General features: G+C 57.5%; 15 protein-coding genes. 1 reads left to right on the top strand and 14 read right to left on the bottom strand.

Annotation, left to right across the window (positions count from 1 at the left end; translation table 11 throughout):
- Positions 1–161: 161 nt before the first annotated feature.
- The gene (locus tag ACHZBS_RS01250) at positions 162–1,088 is read left to right on the top strand and encodes a sigma 54-interacting transcriptional regulator (protein ID WP_319404721.1); all 927 of its coding nucleotides are present in this window, start codon (positions 162–164) and stop codon (positions 1,086–1,088) included.
- Between the two features lie 86 nt (positions 1,089–1,174).
- Here ACHZBS_RS01250 and fliN read toward each other — a convergent pair whose 3' ends face one another.
- From fliN to mgtE, 14 genes are all read right to left on the bottom strand, one after another.
- Positions 1,175–2,542 carry a flagellar motor switch protein FliN gene (gene fliN, locus ACHZBS_RS01245; protein WP_319404720.1) on the bottom strand — a complete coding sequence of 456 codons (1,368 nt, stop codon included), beginning with the start codon at positions 2,540–2,542 and terminating at the stop codon, positions 1,175–1,177.
- 133 nt (positions 2,543–2,675) lie between these two features.
- Positions 2,676–4,439: a formate--tetrahydrofolate ligase gene (locus tag ACHZBS_RS01240; protein WP_319404719.1), complete on the bottom strand. Its 1,764-nt coding sequence runs from the start codon at positions 4,437–4,439 to the stop codon at positions 2,676–2,678.
- Between the two features lie 280 nt (positions 4,440–4,719).
- Positions 4,720–6,696 carry an ABC transporter ATP-binding protein gene (locus ACHZBS_RS01235; RefSeq protein WP_319404718.1) on the bottom strand — a complete coding sequence of 659 codons (1,977 nt, stop codon included), beginning with the start codon at positions 6,694–6,696 and terminating at the stop codon, positions 4,720–4,722.
- The gene (locus ACHZBS_RS01230; RefSeq protein ID WP_319404717.1) at positions 6,686–8,422 is read right to left on the bottom strand and encodes an ABC transporter ATP-binding protein; all 1,737 of its coding nucleotides are present in this window, start codon (positions 8,420–8,422) and stop codon (positions 6,686–6,688) included. The genes ACHZBS_RS01235 and ACHZBS_RS01230 overlap by 11 nt, the downstream gene beginning before the upstream one ends.
- Positions 8,423–8,677: 255 nt before the next feature.
- A complete protein-coding gene (locus ACHZBS_RS01225; RefSeq protein ID WP_319404716.1) occupies positions 8,678–9,322 on the bottom strand; it encodes a histidine phosphatase family protein in 645 nt (214 codons plus the stop codon).
- The gene (locus ACHZBS_RS01220) at positions 9,307–10,470 is read right to left on the bottom strand and encodes a DVU_1551 family NTP transferase (protein ID WP_319404715.1); all 1,164 of its coding nucleotides are present in this window, start codon (positions 10,468–10,470) and stop codon (positions 9,307–9,309) included. Before ACHZBS_RS01220 ends, ACHZBS_RS01225 begins: the two co-directional genes overlap by 16 nt.
- A gap of 26 nt (positions 10,471–10,496) precedes the next feature.
- Complete coding sequence (locus ACHZBS_RS01215) at positions 10,497–12,335, bottom strand: helix-hairpin-helix domain-containing protein (protein WP_319404714.1); 1,839 nt, start codon at positions 12,333–12,335, stop codon at positions 10,497–10,499.
- A 78-nt stretch (positions 12,336–12,413) separates the two neighbouring features.
- A complete protein-coding gene (locus tag ACHZBS_RS01210) occupies positions 12,414–13,145 on the bottom strand; it encodes a nucleoside phosphorylase (RefSeq protein WP_319404713.1) in 732 nt (243 codons plus the stop codon).
- Between the two features lie 89 nt (positions 13,146–13,234).
- Positions 13,235–13,489 carry a hypothetical protein gene (locus ACHZBS_RS01205; protein WP_319404712.1) on the bottom strand — a complete coding sequence of 85 codons (255 nt, stop codon included), beginning with the start codon at positions 13,487–13,489 and terminating at the stop codon, positions 13,235–13,237.
- 129 nt (positions 13,490–13,618) lie between these two features.
- Positions 13,619–15,694 carry a glycine--tRNA ligase subunit beta gene (gene glyS, locus ACHZBS_RS01200; RefSeq protein ID WP_319404711.1) on the bottom strand — a complete coding sequence of 692 codons (2,076 nt, stop codon included), beginning with the start codon at positions 15,692–15,694 and terminating at the stop codon, positions 13,619–13,621.
- A 60-nt stretch (positions 15,695–15,754) separates the two neighbouring features.
- Positions 15,755–16,630, bottom strand: a complete 876-nt coding sequence (gene glyQ / locus ACHZBS_RS01195; RefSeq protein WP_319404710.1) for a glycine--tRNA ligase subunit alpha — start codon at positions 16,628–16,630, stop codon at positions 15,755–15,757.
- A gap of 174 nt (positions 16,631–16,804) precedes the next feature.
- Positions 16,805–17,890 carry a galactokinase gene (locus ACHZBS_RS01190; protein WP_319404709.1) on the bottom strand — a complete coding sequence of 362 codons (1,086 nt, stop codon included), beginning with the start codon at positions 17,888–17,890 and terminating at the stop codon, positions 16,805–16,807.
- On the bottom strand, positions 17,856–18,674 hold the full coding sequence (gene recO, locus ACHZBS_RS01185; protein WP_319404708.1) for a DNA repair protein RecO: 819 nt from the start codon (positions 18,672–18,674) through the stop codon (positions 17,856–17,858). Before recO ends, ACHZBS_RS01190 begins: the two co-directional genes overlap by 35 nt.
- 4 nt (positions 18,675–18,678) lie before the next feature.
- Positions 18,679–20,031, bottom strand: coding sequence for a magnesium transporter (mgtE, locus tag ACHZBS_RS01180; protein ID WP_319404707.1), 1,353 nt, complete (start codon positions 20,029–20,031; stop codon positions 18,679–18,681).
- Between the last annotated feature and the right edge of the window lies 1 nt (position 20,032).

Below are 20,032 nucleotides of genomic sequence, written 5' to 3'. Positions count from 1 at the left end.
TTTAGCAACCGTGGTGAGACCACCCGCTGGTCGGAAGTACTTTGAAATACAATCCCTGTTTTCTCAAGCACCCGGCAGACGTCGGGACCGGTCCGCTGGCCGGGAAAAGGCCTTGTAAAACTTATTTAGCCCAACGTTCATTGCGGGAAAGAGATCCAAAGGTGATACTGCCAATTTTTAATACCGATAATGCAGGCATTTTTTACACGATCATCGAAACGATGGGCAATGCCAGCTTGGGGTTGCATTTATCCGGGGAGAAGGGGCTGGGCAAGGAGGCCATGGTCAGGCTGCTGTATGACCGCTCTCCCCACCGCGGGACCCCCTTCATTAAAGTGAACTGTCCCATGCTTTCCGTCCCCGACGGGAACGGTAACACCCCCTGCTTCAACCAGGTTGCTCCCCGTAAGAACGTCAGCAGCTTCAATTTGTTCAGGCTTTTCTACCAAGGCGTGCTGTACCTGCATTCCGTCGATGAGATGGACATGGCATTGCAGGGCAGCCTGTTGGCGCTGGTCAATCGGAAGTTTCAATCATCCCCCTTTTCATCAAGCAGGACAAAGGGAGGGCTGCTGATTTTTTCTACCTCCACTCGACCGTTGGAGGACTGCGTGGCGGCCGGAACCTTTAATCCAAAACTTTGTGAATTGTTGAGTGGTTTGTCCATTCATATCCCACCGCTTCACCATAGCCCGGAGCGCATTTCGCCGTTGGTTGACTATTTTTTGAACCGTTTTGCTCGGAGTGAACACCAGGATGGATTTACCTATCCCTCGGCTGCGCACATGGCAATGATGAAGACGCACCGGTGGCCGGGAAATGTGAAAGAGCTCCAAGAGATCGTCAAAACAGCACTTCGGCTCAACGATTGGGATTCCGCCATCAACATGCTCAACCGCACAGAAAACCCTATGGATAGTTATTCAACGGTTGATCTGTCGATTGACGGGGTATCGTTGATGCCCGATTTCGAAATCAGAAAGGGACGATTGCTTGAACTTCTGGAAGAACGGATCCCTGCTGAGGAGATGGGGTTAATGGATCTGGTCATTTATGAAGGGGCGGTGTCTCCCACGAAGATGAATTGATCCGGTACAGGCCGTTTTGTCCGAACCTAATTGAATTTTCCCTGCGGCAAGCCGCAAGCGACGGGGAATAAGTTTGCTTTCGCGGTTCAGCGAATGCTCTTCATCCGCTCCTTACGACTGACAATTTCACTGATACGTATACCGTACTTCTCTTTTTCCACCACCACAAAACCCTTGGCGATCAATGTCTGGTTGATCAGGATGTCAACCGGTTCTCCTTCCATCTGTTCCAGCTCCACCACTGAGCCTGCTCCCATTTTGAGTACATCATTTATCCGTTTTCGGGAACGTCCGAGTTCAACGGTGACCTGAAGGGGAATATCCATGACGAGACCGAGGTTTTTGAACTGATCCATTTCGCTGCCGGTGTCGGCCGATAAAACGGTTTGGATCTTTTTCGTCTGTGCGCTTTCTTCTGCGGTTGCATCTTCTTTTTCAACGGCAGCCGCTTTTTCCCGTTTGACACCGGCTTCAACGATGATGATGCTATCTTTATGGGAAAAGAGAAATCGGGCAGGCGTAATGACGTTGGTGGGGCTCACTTTGAAGTCGCGACCGTTGGTGATGGAGGGGGTGGATAACACGCAGGAAAGCCCTGCATCCACAAATTTGGACTTGAGGTTCCCGCCGATGATATTGCTCACTTCGCGGATGACATCGTAGACCTCTTCCTTGCTTTCGACCTCCTCGGCCTCCATGCCCAGCATAGCTGCTGTCATCTCCTTGCCGAAACTATCATTGACCTGGATATTGAACATGCCGTCAACCTCGCCGGCGAAGGTAACCGATCCTACGGTTCGCATCTCTTCGGTAAAGGAGTCGGGGACCTGCTGAATGGCCTCGACTTCCATGTCCAGCATGGTGTAGAAGACGTCGATAACGGAGTTGACGATGGCTGTCTTGATGTCCACCCCGGCGACCCGCTCCATGATGACATCGCTGGACAGATCGCTCATAATATCTTCTTTGGCGCCGATTTCCTCCCTGGCGCATAATTCTACCAGTACATATTCATCCTGGTGCCGGAACGTTAAATTTAAAGGTGGGGCGATATCTACCGGGTCGATTTTGAAATCGCTTCCGAACGTAATAGACGGCGTTGATATGACGCAGGCGAGATCGGCGTCGAGAAATTCCGTCTTCAGATTCCCGGCCATGATGTTGGCCAACTCTCCGATGACGTCATTAATTTCCTCATTACTTTTTATCTCATTGGCTTCGATTCCCAGCATGGCGGCAGTGACGCTTCGGGCGAATGCCTCGGATAGATTGAAACTCATCACCCCTACCACTTCACCGCCGAAATGGATGGTTCCCACCATCCGGTCCTTGTCGAGGCCGGCGGGCACGCCATCGCCTTCCATTTCCAAGGCCATGGACATCATGGCGTCGAAGGTTTCGATGAGCGTGGACCCGATTGTATGGCGTATGGTGTCGTCGGTGATTTTTTCCATCGGTTCCCCGTGGGCATATCGGTTTTTATTTGCCCCATCTTAAGTGTGTTTTTCGATTTTTGTCAATGATTTACAATAAAAAAGGCCCGGGCGAAACGCCCGGGCCGATACTTGTTTAAGCTGTCGGTGCGGTTTAAAACAGACCGGTCACCTTTCCCGTTGCCGGATCGACGTCGATGCGGCGGAAGGCGGGGTTCGAACTGGTTCCCGGCATCAGGCTGATGGTGCCTGCGCAGGGGCAGAGGAACTTGGCGCCGGAGTAAATCAGCACGTCGCGGATGGGCAGCCGCCAGTCCTTGGGCACACCTTTTTTGACCGGGTCGTGGCTCAGGGAGAGGTGGGTTTTGACCATCATGGTGGCGAAATCGGCATACTTGGGATCGTTTTCCAGCATTTCGGCCTTCGCATTGGCTTCCGGTGCCCAATCCACACCATCGGCGCCGTAGACTTCCTTGGCGATGGTCGCCACGCGGTCGCGCAGCTTCATCTCCAACGGGTAGAGGAAGTCGAAGTTGTTGCCCGCTTCGCAGGCCTCGATAACGGTGTCGGCGAATTCCAGAGCGCCGTCGCCACCTTTTTCCCAGTGTTTTGACTCAGCGCAGCGGGCACCGGCGGCCTCGGCAGCCTTGCGAACGATGGCGCATTCGGCATCGGTATCGGTGTAGAAGCGGTTGATGCAGACCACCGGGTTGATGCCTGCTTTGCGGATCACGCCGATCATGTGGACCATGTTCTCGCATCCCTGTTCCACCAGCTTGAGGTTCTCCTTGGTGTAGGCATCGTCGAGGGCTTTGCCGGCAACGACCTTGGGGCCACCGCCATGCATTTTCAGGGCGCGGATCGTGGAGGTCAGGACGGAAACGTGAGGTTTCAGGCCGGAGAAGCGGCATTTCACGTTCCAGAACTTCTCGAAACCGATATCGGCGGCAAAACCGGACTCGGTGACATGGTAGTCAAACAGCTTCAGGCCGACGCGGTCGGCGATGATGGAACTCTGGCCCACGGCGATGTTGGCGAAGGGGCCGGCATGCACGAAGCAGGGGTTGTACTCGGCGGTGCACATGAGGGTCGGGTTGATGGTGTTTCGCATGAAGGCGGCCATGGCGTTGCCCACTTCCAGGTCGCGGCAGGTGACCGGCTTGCCGCTCTTGTCGAAGGCCACGGTGATATTGTTGATGCGTTCTTTCAGGTCGGCCAGGTCGGTGGCCACGGCCAGGATGGCCATCAACTCGGAGCCCACAGCGATGCCGAACTTGGACTGCATGGTATAGCCGTCAAGGCGACCACCCAGGCCGATGACAATGTTGCGCAGGGCCTGGGCGCAGAAGTCGATGATCCAGCCCATTTCCACGCGGGTAGGATCGATGTCCAGGCGGCGCATGCCGGTGAGGCGGGCCAACTGTTCGTCGTTGTAGTTGCGCTCATGCTGCATGCGGGCCGTCATGGCCACCATGGCCAGGTTGTGGGCATTCATGATGTCGTTGATGTCGCCGGTGAGGCCCAGGGAGAACTCGGTCATGGGGATCAGCAGGGAGTTGCCGCCGCCGGCCGCGGTTCCCTTGACGTTCATGGTGGGGCCGCCGGAGGGCTGACGCAGTGCGCCGCCCACGTTGACGCCACGTTTCCCAAGGCCTTCCATCAGTCCGCAGGAGGTGGTGCTTTTGCCTTCACCCAGCGGGGTGGGGGTGATGGCGGTGACTTCGATGTATTTCCCGTCGGGTCTGTCTTTCAGTCGGTCGATTACTTTCAGGAAGTCGATTTTTGCCAGACGCCCCATGGGAAGCATTTCATCTTTCTGGAGCCCCAGCTTCTCCTGCCATTGTTCCGGCGTCGGCATATTTTCTTCAGCTGCTTCAGATATCTGCCAGTCCGCCATATTAACCGCATCGTAAGCCATCTATCCAATCCTCCTTTTAGTTAATGATTAACGATGGGGGGCACTGATGATCCATTACCAGATGCCGCTGCACTGTTGGGTCATATGATAAAAAACAATCGAATTGATGTAAGAGTTGAATCCTCGACATTTTTCCGGGAACCAGAAAAACGCGCTTAACCTAACATGCCTAACCGATTTTGGCAAGACTTATGTGGCCGCTGGAAGCCACATTAAAAAGACGATTAACATATTGAAAAATTTATATAATACGAAGCCTTGAAGCCGATGTCGAAGCCCCTCAGGATCCGCTGTCCTGAAGATGATAGAGCCGGTAATAAAAACCCTGCCGTGCCATCAGAGACGCATGATCACCAGTTTCCACCATCACGCCGTTGTTGAGCACCACAATCCGGTCGGCGGTGCGGGCGGTGGTGAGGCGGTGGGCCACCACCACGCAGGTGCGGCCGCGCATGAGGTTGGCGATGGCCTCCTGCAGGTGCATTTCTGTCTGAGAGTCCACATAGGAGGTAGCTTCATCGAGAATGATCAACTCCGGATCTGCTGAAAAGGCGCGGGCAACCGAAATAAGCTGGCGTTCGCCGCTGGACAGGGATGCGCCGCCTTCCGAGATAAGGGTATCCAGTCCGTCCGGGAAGCGGGCGACCAGATCCCGGCAGCGGGATGCATCAATGATATTCGCCTGCTGCTGGGGGGAAAGGCCGTTGGCCGCAAAGAAGATATTCGCCTGCAAGGTGCCGGTGAACAGGAACGGGTCCTGCATGACCAGGGCAATTCGTTTTCTCAGCACATCCGGCCGTATCAGCCTGCAGTCGATGCCGTTAAAGGATACGAATCCTGCGGAGGGCTCATAAAAGCGCACTAGCAGGTTCACCAGCGATGTCTTGCCTGAGCCGGTGGCACCGACAATGGCGATTGTTTCCCCGGCATTGATCGTCAGATTGATGTCCTTTAGAACGGATTCGCCTTCGTTGTAGGCCAGGGATACTGACGCAAAACGGATGCGTTCCAGCGGCCCGGGAATTTGAACATCGGGTGGCTCGGATAAAGGGTTGGTCCGGGTGTCCATGAGCAGAAAAATCCGTTCTGCGGAAGCCATGGCATTTTGCAGGATGTTGTACTTTTCCGCCAGGTCCCGTATGGGACGGAAAAACATTTTCATATAGGCGATGAAGGCTGCCAGCACCCCGATGCTCACACGCTGGTCCAGTGCATGTGCGCCTCCGAAATAGATCACGATGGCGATGGCGGTAACGCCCAGCATTTCGATGATGGGCATAAACACGGCGAAGATGTTGATCTGGCGCATGCCTGCCAGGTAGTTGTCGTGATTCAGCCGGGCAAATGCATCGAAGTTCTCCCGTTCCCGGCGAAACGTCTGGATCACCTTGATGCCGGCGATGGTTTCGGAAAAACGGGTGTTGATTTGGGCCACCTGGATGCGCAACTCCCGAAATACGTCTCTAACCTTACGGGAAAATACGAATGCCGTTGCCGCCACCAGGGGCAGGACGACAAAGGTCAGCAACGCCAGGCGCCAATCCATGGCAAGCAGCACGATGGCGATGCCCGCCAGCAGAAACATATCCTTGAACACCATGGAGATAAAAGAGGTGAACAGATCGTCCATGTTCTGGATGTCGTTGGTCACCCGGGTCACCAGCCGGGCCACGGGGTTGCGGGTGAAAAAGCGCAGGGGCATGTCCTGGATGTGGCGATAAAGGTCAATACGCAGATCGTGCATAATGCGGTGGCCGGCAATTTCCATGATCAGGTTCTGGATAAAGGTGAAAATGAAAATGGCCACCACCACCCCCATGAAGAGACCGGAGAAGCGCAGCAGGCCCGAAAGATCCGTGTGGCGCAACCGGCTCAAGCTGGACCGGTCGAGACGGTCGAGGTCTGTCATCCGGATTTCCGCATGGTCTCCCCGGATTTGAAACCATTTTTTTTGCCGGTCAACCACCTCGGCAGCGACAGGATCATTCAGGTCAACTGACAGCGACTGCCCACCGTTATTTTTAGCACTGCCTGCATCGCCGGTGATGCGGTGCCGGGGAACGATATGGCGGTCGATGATCTCCTTGGTGATGTAAGGGACCGACAACTCCAGGAGCGTAATGGCCACCACCAACGTTACGGAAACAGCCAGCTTGACCCGGTGGGAGGCCGCATAGGGAAGGACGCGGCGAAGCAGTTTCAAGTCATAGGGCTTCCCCAGTCGCTGCTCTTCGTCGTAGCCGTAGTCAAATCGCATCTTCGAGTTCCTGGAGCCCCCAGGCCCGGGCATAATATCCGCCGGCGGCCAACAATTGCGCGTGGCTGCCTGCGGTGATGATCCGCCCCCTTTCCATTACAATGATTTGATCCGTATGACGTACAGCCGACAGCCGGTGGGAAATGATGATCAGGGTTTTCTCTCCGGCCATTGTCCGCAGCGTGTTTACGATGCGGGCGGCGGTGTGCGTGTCCACCTGGCTCACCGGGTCGTCGAGAACCAGGATGGGGGCGTCATTGAGTAGTGCCCTTGCCAGGGCTACGCGCTGTTTCTGTCCGCCGGATAAAATTACGCCCTTTTCCCCGACCACCGTGTCAAACCCGTGGGGCAATTCTTCGATGGTGCTGTCCAGCGCTGCCAGGGTCGTTGCCCGTTGCAGGTCCGCCTCCGTTATCCCTTTGCCGCCGAAAATGATATTCTCCCGAACGGTGCCGGCGAACAGAAAGGGTTCCTGGGGAGAAATGGACAGGAGTGATCGCAGCGTATTGATCTTCAATTTCCGGATGTCTGTTCCGTCGATGCGAATGCTGCCTGAGCGCACATCGTAAAGGCGCATCAATAAAAGCATCATCGTGGTTTTTCCGGCACCCGGCGGTCCCACCACGCCCACCGTCTGACCCTTTTTAAGTTCCAGATCGATGCGGTCGAGAACTTTGCCCCGACTCGGGTCATAAGAAAAACAGACGTTTTCGAAGGTCAGCTTTCGATCAAACCCGGAAATGGAAATGGGGTCCTGAGGGTCGGCCAGTTCGGGCCGGGTGCTGAAAATGCCGTCCAGCCGGTCCAGGGAGGCCCGGCCGCGCTGGATAAGATTGGTCACCCAGCCCAGGGCCATCATGGGCCAGGTGAGCAGGCCCAGGTAGCTGATGAATGCCACAAAATCGCCGGGGGTGATTCGGGCGAAAATGGTCTGGCGGCCGCCCTGAAACAGGACGATGGCCAGGCTCAGGTTGGTGAGCAGCATCATCAGCGGGAAAAATGCGGCGGTGACCTTCACCAGGTCGATGTTTTCCCGAACATACCTCATAGAGATCCGGGTTATTTCTCTGGTTTGGGCAGCCTGGGCGTTATGGGCCATGACGACGCGGATACCGGCAAAGCGTTCCCGGACCGCTTCGGTGAGTTCGCTGAAGGCACCCTGTACGCGCTGGTAGCGGCGGTGCATGCGCCGGCTGAAATAACGGGTGCCCAAAACGATCAGGGGCATGGGAATCAGCACGTACAGGGTCAGTTCCAGATTGATGTAAATCATGAAGCCGATGGCCGCCGATCCTAAAAACAAGGCGTCATTCAGGGCCACCAGTCCCATTCCGGAGGCCATGCGCACCTGCTGGATGTCGTTGGTGGCGTGGGCCATGAGGTCGCCGGTGCGCATCCGGTCGAAGTAGGCCGGCGACAGGGTCTGGATATGGGAGAAAAGCCGGTTGCGCAGCAATTCTTCGGTCTTGCGGGCGGTGCCCAGAAGGCAGCGGCGCCAGAAAAACCGGAAAAAACCGATACACATCCCCAGACTCAGGATGATCAGGGCATAATCCAACAGGGTGCTGCGATCCACCTGCATGAAGGTGAGGTCGTCCACCGCCCGCTTGATGACGCGGGGGATGAAAAGCTGGAGAAGATCCACCACGATCAGGCACAACAGGCCGAACAGGATGCTGGTACGGTTGGCGATCAGGTAGGGCTGTATCAGCTTGAAGGATTTCATCGGTCCTCATTTATCGGGGCGACAATCAAGGCGGCGGCAAGAAAATAATAATCCATCCAACCCTATTTTGCGCGCTTATTTATTGCCGTAAGCCTGCCCGGCCAGGAAGGGCTTTCCGTGGCATTGGAACTGCCAAGGCGCTAAACTGACATAAAAATTAAACTAAGGCAGGAACAAGGAATGGTCAAACCGTCCGCGCACGATTAAAATCGATGTTGCCTCCCGAGCCCGTCGTTTTAAGGAGCCGGCATGGCGTTAACCGGGCAGCAGGTTTATCGACTGAATCCTAAACCCGTTGGCCGGCTGCCGCTCAATCAGGTTCATGGCACCCCAGTCCTGGGCTAGGCGGAAAAGATTTCCCGGCGGCATGTCCAGCAGATGGCACAGAATCATGCGGTTGACACCGGCGTGAGCCACGATCAAGATGTTCATGCCGGCATGATCCACCGCTTTTTCAAACACCGGGACCACCCGTTGCTGCAAGTCCAGGAAGCTTTCTCCCCCCGGCGGTCGGAAACCGGCAATTTGCATACCGCGTTGCCTAAAGGCATCGGGCCAGCGCTCCCTGACCTGGCGAAAGGTCAATCCGTCCCATTGGCCCAATTGAATTTCTCTGAGCCCGGCCTGCGGAGCAACGCCTGGTGACCGATGGCCGGCAATGATGCCGGCGGTTTCCATGCAGCGGGACAGATCGCTGGAGATGATTTGTGCCAGCGGGATATCGGAGAGCTGTTCATGCCAGTATTTGGCCTGGCGGCGTCCCCTGTCGCTGAGCGGCAAATCGACCTGTCCAATGAAGCGTTTGGCATTATTACCGTCGATCTGAACCTCTCCGTGGCGAAGCAGAAGAATTTTTTTCCCATCACCTTTATCGAGCCAGCGCTTCAGGGTGTTTTGCATGGTCGACTCCCATCGATGATTCCGGCCTCCGTTAAAATGATCGGTATCGTGTTCCCCAATGCCTGCTCGATTTTCTTCTGGATACAAAAGGCCGAACGCCGCAGCTGTCTGATTTTCGCCAACGCCTTCGGGTCGCGGCCATATTTTTTCTCTTTCGCCTCGAACCGCAAAAGCAGGTTCACTACCGTATTGCCGGCAACCAGCTTGTCTGCCAGGTGAACGATCTGGGCTTCATCTATCGGGGAATCCGCTGAAACGTCGATATCCATATGGACCGCCACGATGGCCGACATGGCGGGATATCCCATGGCATCCAGCAGATCGGCTCCGACGGCGGCATGGTTACGCTCCAGCCTGGCTAAATCGTGAACCTGGGCGGCGGATTGTACCAGGGATGCATCAATGGCTCTGCCGCTGCCGTTGACGGCCCTTGCCAGCACTTCGGCCACGCGCGCCACCTGCCGGCAGTGGTCGATTACCGTTTCGGGAAGCATGCACACTTTTTTCATGAGCACCCGGCACTCGGCGGGGTTGAGAATAGCAGAGTCTTCCAACCGGGTTGACAGGCGCTGAAAATCGTCCGGGGTGTCGAGGTCCAGCAGCACCCCTTCATCGGCCACCTGGACTTCCCGCGCCGACGAATCGAAGCGACTGAGCAGATTGCGGAGCCCACCGTTGCCGCTATGGGAAAGAATCGCTGTCTTCATCTCCCCATGGATCAGCGGGGGATGCCCCCGTGTATCATCAAACACCGGATAGACCACTGGTGACGGGTTCTCGTCGAAAGCATCCATCAGTGCCGCCAGGGTGTGCGGGCGAACCAGGGGGATATCCACCGGATGAACGAAGAAGGATGAAATATCTTCCGGAAGTGTGCCGACGCCGGCCCGCACCGAGGAAAACATGCCGGTATCATGCACCGGGTTGTGGATCACGATTACCGGCAGGGAGGTCAGCGCAGACCGGATGGCTTCTGAACGAAAGCCGGTCACCACGCGGATGTCCGTCACGCCGATGCTGCGATGGAGGGAGACGACCCTTTCCAGCACCGTTTGCCCGCCCAGGGGCAACAAGGGCTTGAATCGCTGCATGCGCCGGGAGTAGCCGGCGGCAAGGATGATGGCGGATCGTTTACGCCGACGGGTCATGGAAGCCATCTTCTGTTTGTGGCCGTTCACTTCCCGGTGACCAGGGTCATGTACTGGCTCTCGGTTAGAATGGTCACTCCCAGCCGGTTGGCTTTGTTTATCTTCGACGCTCCGACGCGCTCACCGCAAACCAGATAGTCGGTGCTGCCGCTGACGGCGGTCTGCACCTTGCCGCCCAGCGCCCGGGCTCCCGCCTGCATCGCTTCCCGGGAGCCGTGAATCATTTTTCCGGTGAAAACGATACCTTTTCCCGCAATGGGACTGACTATGGCCTCCTGCTCCGACGATAGGGGCGTACGCTGGAGATTGAAGCCCAGATCAAGCATGTGGCGAAAGGTTCCGGCCAGGGTGTCGATACTTTCCACGATGCTCTGGCTGGTCTTGTCGCCGAAGCCCTTGATCCGGGCGATGGCCGCCCGATCCATCTTCACGACATTTTCCAGCGGTATGTGTGCCAGCAGCTTGCGGCTGTCTCCGGTACCCAGGTCTGCGATGCCGAAAGCGGCCAAAAATCGCCAGTCCTCAACCGGTTTGGTGCGGCTGAGGGTGATGGCTTCGGCCAGGTTTTTTGACTGAACCGGTCCGAACCCCATGTCTGCGAAATCCGACTCGGAGAGCCGGTAGACCGCCTCCAGACTGTCATGGCCGTTGTCGACAAGCCTGCGGATGGTCTTGATGCCGAACCAGTCGGCATTGCCCAGAATTCGGAACCAGTGGCTGATGCGCTGCTCGATTTGTGCCCGGCAGGCGCTGTTGGTGCACTTGAGAAAATCGTTCTGCCACACCAGCGGTGTATTGCACGAGGGGCAAGTTTTGGGCCGCTCTACTTCTCCCCGGACTTCCAGAACGGCTTCCAGTTTGGGGATGACTTCACCGCTGCGGATGACCTCGATGCGAGTGCCGATGCCAATACCGGAATTGCGGATATTTCCGGCGTGATGGGCGGACACCCGGCGGATGGTGGCACCCGACAACGATACCGGATCGACTTCCAGCACCGGTGTGACCTTGCCGGTGCGGCCTACCTGCCACTGGATGCCGGTTACCGTCGTCTGCGCCGTCTCACCTTTGGTTTTAATGGCGATCTGCCAGCGGTAGTGGTGGGCGGTGGCTCCCATCCGCTCCTTTAGCCGGTCATCCGTCACTTCGGCCACAACGCCGTCGGTGGGATAGTCCACATCTTTCAGCAGGTCACGGACCAGGAGCCGGGTCTCTTCCACCAGCCGGCGACCGTCAACAACTAGGGAAGCGGTCTGAGTATAGGGGACGAAGTGGACCATCCGGGCCTCCAAGGCGCTTGCGGCGTTTTCATTGAGCGTATCCGAAGAGATGATGCCCACCACCATATTGCGCGGGTGTTCGAAAAATTCGGCCATGCGTTCATCGAAATAGCTTTTCACCACCACAATCTCTCCCATTCCCTGGCCGCGGCCGCCGATGGGGACTACCCCTTTGGCAAAGGCATTGGAGATTTCGTACCCCACTTCTCCGTTTCCCCGTGTGGCGAAGACGATGCCGTCATCCCGGCCGGCCAGGCCGTCCAGTTTGGGGGTCAGCCTGAAGTTCACCGAATCCACGCTCAGGGCGTCGGCTTCCTTTTGTACCCGGGCCACGAAGCGTTCCAACTGCTCCCGCGTGTAGGCTTTTTCAATGGAGAGCATAGGCGTGGGATGGCGTACCTCCTGCCGTCCGGTGAACTGCTCCGGTTCCACAACCTGCAAAAACGGATGGTCCGGTGCGATTGCGCGCAGTTGCTCCACCAGCGTGTCGTATTCGGCGTCACTGACGATGGGGACACCCCGGCGATAAGCCTGGTTGTAAGCATTCAGCAAGTCGACCAGTTCGTCTATGGTTTCTTGGCTCATCTTCAAGGGAATGTTTGCGATTGTGGGTAAAAAAGCGTGGCGTAATCGCCGCTCATGTCAACCTTCAGACTGACCTCCTCAACACCTGATCATCGTCAGCGCCGCCTGGCAGGCGCTCTCTCGGGCCGATTTAAAGGCGGGGGTCTTGAAACCGGGACGCCACTGGTAGTCGGAGAGATCATCGGATACGACCAGAATTCCCGCTGCCTCCATTTCCCGGAACCCGGCAACCGTGAGGATGGCTGAAAGCTCCATCTCGACGGCCAGGGCGCCTTTGGCCTGATAGTGCTTCACTTTTTCCACGGTCTCGCGGAAAATAGCATCGGTGGTCCAGACTGCACCGTCGTGAAACTCGGCCCCATGGTGTTGCAGGGCCTTCCGGGCCTGGTGCACCAGGGGTCGGGAGGGCAACGCCACCCGGCATGAGGGGTCGCAATAGTGACCCGAGGTCCCCTCGTCGACCATGGCGCTGTCCGGCACGATGATGTCGCCGGCCTTTACCCGACGGGAAACGGCACCGCACCAGCCGACAAAGAGGATCTTTTGAACTCCCCAGACACCCAGGGATTCTACGATCATGGCGGCATAGGGGGCGCCGACCAGCGGTCCTACCAGCGTGAATCGCTGCTGGTCGTTCGCATGTACCTGAAGGCTGCTCATGTAGAGCTTGCGTTGTTCAACCACCGGTGGCTCCGCCAGGCGGGCCAGCAGGCGCAGGTCCGTCTCAGTGGCCGCAATAATGGCAAAGCGGCCGGTTTCGGGCGGCTTTTTCCCTTTCACGGGGTTTACGATGGCACGGCGGTCAGGCATTCGGCTTTCTATGCAGGTGAAGGATCGGGCGGCGGCATCCAGACTGCCCGGCGGCCGCTCGATGGCAGTTGTCGTGGCAGGTCAGCGCATCAGGTCGGCCGCTGCAGGTCCGTCAGTTCGTCCTTGATCTCATCCATGATGTCATATAGCCAGAGGATGTCTTCCGTGGTCAGACGGCCGGCCTTCACCGGCGCGCGGTCGCTGCCGTCCTGTTTCTTGAGAATGCGGGGGCCGATCTGCACCTTGGCCTCTCCCTGGTCATAGCGGTTGATGGTAATCAACAGCCCGGTCTCCGGGCACTTCCATTTTTTAAGCACCTTGTCTTTGCTTGGATCAAAGGGCATCGGTTCCTCCTGAAAATAGAATTGTGGGATTGAGGGATGCTGGAATTGAGGAATTGAAACCGTTTCGATCCTTTTTCAATCCCCCAATTCCCAAATTCCCTATTCCTCAATTGACCCGGCGAGTCCGGGTCACGTGGAAATCTGTGAAAAATCAGCTATTTGTTCAAATACGGCCGATATGGAGGCCAACAGGGCCAGCCGGTTGCGGCGGACGGCATCGTCTTCGGCCATGACCATGACACCGTCGAAAAAGGCGTCCACCGGATCACGCAGGGTGGCGATGGCGCCCAGGGCGCTGTCCAGATCTCCCTGATCAATGAGGTGGTCCACCTGGGTGGTTATCGACTGACAGGCCGAATGCAGAGTGCCTTCCGACGCATGGGCAAAAAGGGCCGGATTAACGGTTGCCGTGGTGGTTTCTGTTGTTTTTTTGAGGATGTTCTCCACCCGCTTGAAGGCGGCGGCCAGAGGTTCGAAGCCGGGTTTGCCTTTGAGTTTTTCCAGGGCACCCACCCGGCGTTCCACATCGGGGATGCGATCCGCCGAAACGCTGGTTACCGCGGCAATGATGTCCTTGGACAAGCCTTCGTCGGCCAGCAGCCGCGAGAGACGGTTTTTAAGGAAAGTCAACACGGCGGTGGTGGTATGGGCGGGTGGTTCGGTGCTCTTGTCGGCAAAAAGGGAAACTCCTTTTTCCACCAGTTCGCTAAGAGAAATGTTGATTTTGCGGCTGCGCATGATCTGCAGGATGCCGATGCCCTGACGCCGAAGGGCATAGGGATCCGCCGCGCCGGTGGGAATCAGGCCGACGGAGAAGCATCCGCAGATGGAGTCGATTTTTTCGGCGATGGACAGCAGGGCGCCGGTTTCCGTCTCCGGCAACTGCCCGCCGCTATGGGTGGGCCGGTAATGCTCTTCGATGGCCACTGCCACATCCGGTGCCTCACCGGCCGCCTGGGCGTAAATTCGTCCCATAATCCCCTGGAGTTTGGCAAATTCGCCCACCACCTGGCTCACCAGGTCGGCTTTGCACAGGTATGCCGCGCGGGTCACCTTCTCCTTCTCGGCCGGGTTGACGGCATCGGCCAACCAGCCGGCCAGCGCTTGTACGCGCATCACCTTGTCGAACATACTGCCCAGCTTGGCCTGGAAAAGCACGCCTTTGAGCTTTTCCACCCAGCGCTCCATCGGCACTTTGACATCGGCGGTATAAAAATAGCGGGCATCGGAGAGCCGGGCCCGCAGCACGCGCTGGTGCCCGGTGGCCACCAGGTCCATGTCTCGGGTGCGGGTATTGTTTACGGCGATAAAACCGGGTAAAAGCCTGTTCTCCATGTCGATCACAGCGAAGTATTTCTGGTGTTCGCGCATGGCCGTGATGAGAATCTCTTTGGGGACTTCAAGGAAGATGTCGTCAAACCGACCGGCTGTGGCGATGGGGATTTCTACCAGATTGGTGACAATGTCCAGCAGCTCTTCGTCCGGCAGCACCCGACCGCCCATGGTGGCCGCCGCAGCCGTTACGACCGCTGATGTCATCTGTCGGCGTTCGGCGATATTCACCACCACGTTGACTGAGGCCATGGTCTGCACGTAGGCTTCAGGGGAGGGGATGGTCACCTTTCCCGGACTCATGAACATGTGGCCCAGCGACTGTCTGCCGCTTTTAATCCGGCCGCCCAGGCTGAAGGAAACCACGCGGGTGCCGTAAAGCGCCACGATGCTCTGGATGGGCCGGGCGAATTGGATGGAGAGATCGGCCCAGCGCATGCTCTTAGGAAAGGGAGTGGCCAGGATTACTTCCGGCAGGATGGTTTTAAGGAGTTTGACGGTGGACTGCCCGCGGTTGGTTTTGCGTGCGCTCAGGTAGCGGCCTTTGTCTGTGGTGACCACCTTGAGCCGATTGACTGCAACGCCGGTCTTTTCGGCGAATTTTACCGCCGCCATGCTGGGGTTGCCCTGACCGTCGAAAGCGATTTTTTCCGGTGGTCCCAGGAGATCTTCGGTCACTGTCTCCTGTTTGGGGGCCACCTGTTCCACGATTAGGGTGAGTCGCCGGGGCGTTCCGCAGGTGTAGGCCTGGCCGTGGCCGATGTTGGCATCATCCAGCCGTTTGAGCAGGTTCTGGGCCATGGCATCCAGCGCCGGCCGGATATATCCCGCCGGAATTTCTTCGGCGCCGATTTCAAGCAGTAGGGTATCCATATTCACCTCGATCACGCGTTCGCGTTCAATGTTGATTCAATCCGTCCAGACAGCCTTCGATCATCCCTTCTGCTTCAAGAGCGGAAACCCCATGGCCTCGCGCTGCTTCAGGTAGCCCATGCCGCATGCCCTGGCCAGGTTGCGGATCCGCGCGATGTATCCGGTCCGTTCGGTGACACTGATGGCACCGCGGGCGTCCAGCAGATTGAAGGTGTGGCTGCACTTAAGGGTGAATTCATAGGCCGGAAGCACCAAATCCTCTTGGATGATTCGCTTGGCCTCGGCTTCATACCGGTTGAACAGATCCAGCAGCATGCTCACGTCGGCCTTCTCGAAGTTGTAGGTGGATTGTTCCACCTCCTGCTGGTGGTGGACCTGACCGTAGGTGACCGTGTCGTTCCATTTCAGGTCGTAGACGTTGTCGATGCCCTGAAGGTACATGGCGATGCGCTCCAGACCATAGGTCAGTTCAACGGATATGGGCGACAGCTCCATGCTGCAGGCCTGCTGAAAATAAGTGAACTGGGTGCACTCCATGCCGTCCAGCCACACTTCCCAGCCAAGGCCGGAAGCGCCCAGGGTTGGCGACTCCCAGTCGTCTTCCACGAAACGGATGTCGTGCTCCAGCGGGTCCACGCCCAGGGCCTTCATACTCTGCAGATAGAGTTGCTGAACGTTGGTGGGAGATGGCTTGAGCAGCACCTGATACTGGTAGTAATGCTGGAGACGGTTGGGGTTGTCTCCGTAGCGGCCGTCGGTGGGTCGCCGGGAGGGCTGGACGTAAGCCACATCCCAAGGCTCCGGACCTAAGGCTTTTAAGGTGGTATGGTGGTGAAAGGTGCCGGCGCCCACTTCCAGATCATACGGCTGAACCACCACGCAGCCCTTGCGCCCCCAGAATCTGTTCAACGTGAGAATTACATCCTGAAAATTCATGCGTGTTTCCTCGACTGTCCGTATCGATAGCCAAACGGTTGATAAAATTTACGATCCATCGGGATTTCCAGACTTGATACTGTTTTTTATAAGGGCCTTTCGTACCATTATCGGTAGGGTTTAACAAGCCCCACGTTGTCCCGGGCGCAGGCCCCTTTTTCTGACCGTTGGCATCTAAAGGGGTGTCACCATGACCCCGCGGGTGTCCACACGGCAAGCCAGCAATCCGGCCGTGGGCCGCCCCGTCAGAATCTTTGCCCATACCGGCTTCAGGGCGGCTACGGCATCGGCTGCACCGATGGCCCACATGCAGCCGCCACCCCCGGCGCCGGTGAACCGGGCGCCGCAACCGGCGTCGATGGCGGCTTCCGCCAACCGGTCGCCCATGTCGTCAAGCACCTGGGGGGTCATGGCCTTCCGAATGGCCGTTTCCCGGTTCATGGCGTCGGCGGCCGCCTGCATCTCCCCGCGGGCGATCGCTGCGGCAAAATCCCGGGTCAATCGGATGATTTCGCGCCACTTTTCACGGCAGTTTCCGCTGATAAACTGTCTGACCCATGACCGGTTGACATCCTTGGATACATGGGTGACGCCCAGGTACGCCACCAGCAGCTGGCGGTCCAGGTGCCGAAGCGCTGCCTCCTCCAACAGAGGGGTTCGGGCGAAAGGCGGCAGGCCGGGATCCGCAGGCCAGGTCCAGGCGTTGGCCCCGCCGAAAGCGGCGGCTAACTGATCCTGGAGGCCGCAGGGCACACCGGCCACGCCCTGTTCGATGGCGTGGGCCAGAAGCACTATCCGGTCCCGGGAGATGCCCTTTTTGCCGATGCCTTCCAGCGCTTTGGAAAAAGCGGCAATCAGGGCCACGGCAGCTACCGACGATCCCCCCAGTCCGCTTCTGGGCGGCGAGGTGGACTGGATGTGAATGTGGACCCCCCTGGCGCCGAAATAGTCCGCCACGGCAAACATGAGCCCCAGGGGATGATCGTAGGGAGCCTCAGACGGGTTGAATGCCGCGTCGGCGACGCCCGCTGATGAGACGTATATCCGATCGCTAAGGGTCGGGCGCAGGTTGACGGTGGTGCGTTGGTCCAAGGCGATGTTAACCGTGGATGGCGCCAGGTGCCTCAACGGATAGTGGAAGCTGCTGATGTCCAGGGTTCCCCCGAAATCGATGCGGCAGGGCGCCGATGCGTCGATGGGGCGGCTTTCCAGCAGCGGCCCGATATTACCCAGATGCAGGTCGTTTGTTTGCGGTGTCATGGTTTTTCCTGCCATTGATTGAATGCCTCACGGCCCGAAGCACTTTCAGGCTTTTCGGGGATTTGCCGATGTGAAAGGGAACGAAGGCTTCCAGAAATTTCAGTCCTTCGGAGATGGCCGTCGGCGCAAACCGGATGCGGGCGGCCCGTTCCAGATTGCCGGTGTCGGTCCACATGAGCTGTTTCAGCGTGCCTTTGGAAATCTTCAACCGGCCGTTGGCGGGAATCCCGCAGGTCGGACAGGCAATTCCCCCTTTGGATGGATCCGAAACCACCGATGCATGCCGGATCTGGTCCAGGCAGGTTTTGCAGGCATGGCAGTGGTCAAAATTGGGGCGAAATCCCGCCAGTGATAAAAAGCGCATCTGAAACAGGATGCTGAGCACCTCAACGGGCGTTTCTCCCCGGTTGAGTTCGGCCAGCACATGCGACGTCAGCCGGTAAAGGGATTCCTGGGGTTCTTCCTCGGCCATCCACAGATAGATCAACTCCAACCAATAGCTGGCGTAGGCGGTTTTGATGATATTTTCACGGATCTTGAAAAACGGATCTTCGAGAGATGCCTCCTGGAGCACCGGCATGCCTTTTCCCCTGCCTCGGGCCAGCACCACGTTGAGAAGGGAAAAGGGCTCCAGCACCCCGGGAAAGCGCTTGACGCTCTTTTTGGCGGATTTGGCAATGGCACTAGTTTTTCCCTGTGCCAGGGTGAACAGGGTGACAATGAGATCGTAGTCCCCAAACTCGATCCGGCGCAGCAGGATGGCGGGTGTGCTCAGGCTGGTCATGGTTTCAGACGCCGAGAAATCCGGTGGCGATGGTAAAGTAAAAGTAGACGCTGATGATATCGACGGCGGTGGTCACGAAGGGCCCGGTGGCAACCGCCGGATCGATATTGATCCGGGCCAGCAGCATGGGCACGCATGATCCCACCAAGGCGGCGACGGACATCGAACAGACGACCGCCAGGCAGACCGCCAGTGCCAGCATGAAGGTACTGTACTGCAATTGGGCCACCGATCCGATGATCAGGCCATAGACCAGTCCAAGGATAGAGCCTACGCTCAGCTCTTTGCCCACCACCGACCAGACGTCGCGAATATTGAGCCGCCCGGTGGCCAGTCCGCGCACCACGATGGTGGAGGACTGGGTGCCGATATTACCGCCCATGCCCATGATCACCGGGATGAAGGCGGCTAGGTAGGTGATCCTGCTCAAGCTGTCCTCGAATTGGCCGATCACGTAAAAAGCGAATATCCCGCCCAGGCAGCTGGCAAAGAGCCAGGGAAGGCGGATGCGGGAACTTTTGAAGATGCTCTGGGTCTCAATGAACTCCTCGCCTACACCGGCCATCTTAAGGATGTCCTCGGTGGCTTCTTCGCGGAAAATATCGATGACATCGTCCACGGTAACTATACCCACCAGCCGATTGCTTTCGTCCACCACCGGTACGGCCAGAATGTCATAGCGGGCCACCAGCTTGGCCACTTCCTCCTGGTCCATGTGGGTCTGCACGGAAAGGACCTCGGTAGTCATGAAGGATTTCAGGGGCGTCTGGGGTTTGACGACCACCAGCTGCCGCAGGGAGCAGACCCCTACCAGATTGCCGTATTCGTCCACCGCGTAGAGATAAAAGGGCATCTCGACATCGGCAAACTCTTTTTGGATACGTTCTATGGCCTCTTTTGCGGTGATCTCCTGGTTCAGGGCGATAAAGTCGGGGTTCATGATACCCCCGGCGGTATCGTCTTCGAAGCGCATGAGGTCCTCGACCTCGTCGGATCCCTCTTTCTTCATGCGTTTGAGCAGGCTGCTGGCGGTCTCATCGGGGAGCTGATTCAGCAGGTCGGCGACGTCATCGTTGGGCATGGCTTCCAAAATGGCCGCGACTTCATCGGGATCCATGCCGTCGATAAGTTCAACGAAGATGTCCTCATCCAGTTCGCTGAAGAGGATCCCCTTTTGCTCTACATCGTCGATCATGTCGAATAGCAGTCGCTGATCCTGCAGCGACAGGCTCCGAAACAGAATGGAAAGATCCGCGCCATGGGTTTTGTTGACAATTTTGTGCAGCCGGCTGGTGGCGCCCCGCCGCAACAGCCGTTTGACGCTGATGGTCAGAATTTTTTGTCGATCCTGCTGCATG

It is taken from the genome of uncultured Desulfosarcina sp., from assembly GCF_963664155.2.
In the GTDB taxonomy this organism is placed as follows: domain Bacteria; phylum Desulfobacterota; class Desulfobacteria; order Desulfobacterales; family Desulfosarcinaceae; genus Desulfosarcina.
Note: the sequence above shows the minus strand (reverse complement) of the source record. Positions and strands in the feature narration are given on the sequence as shown.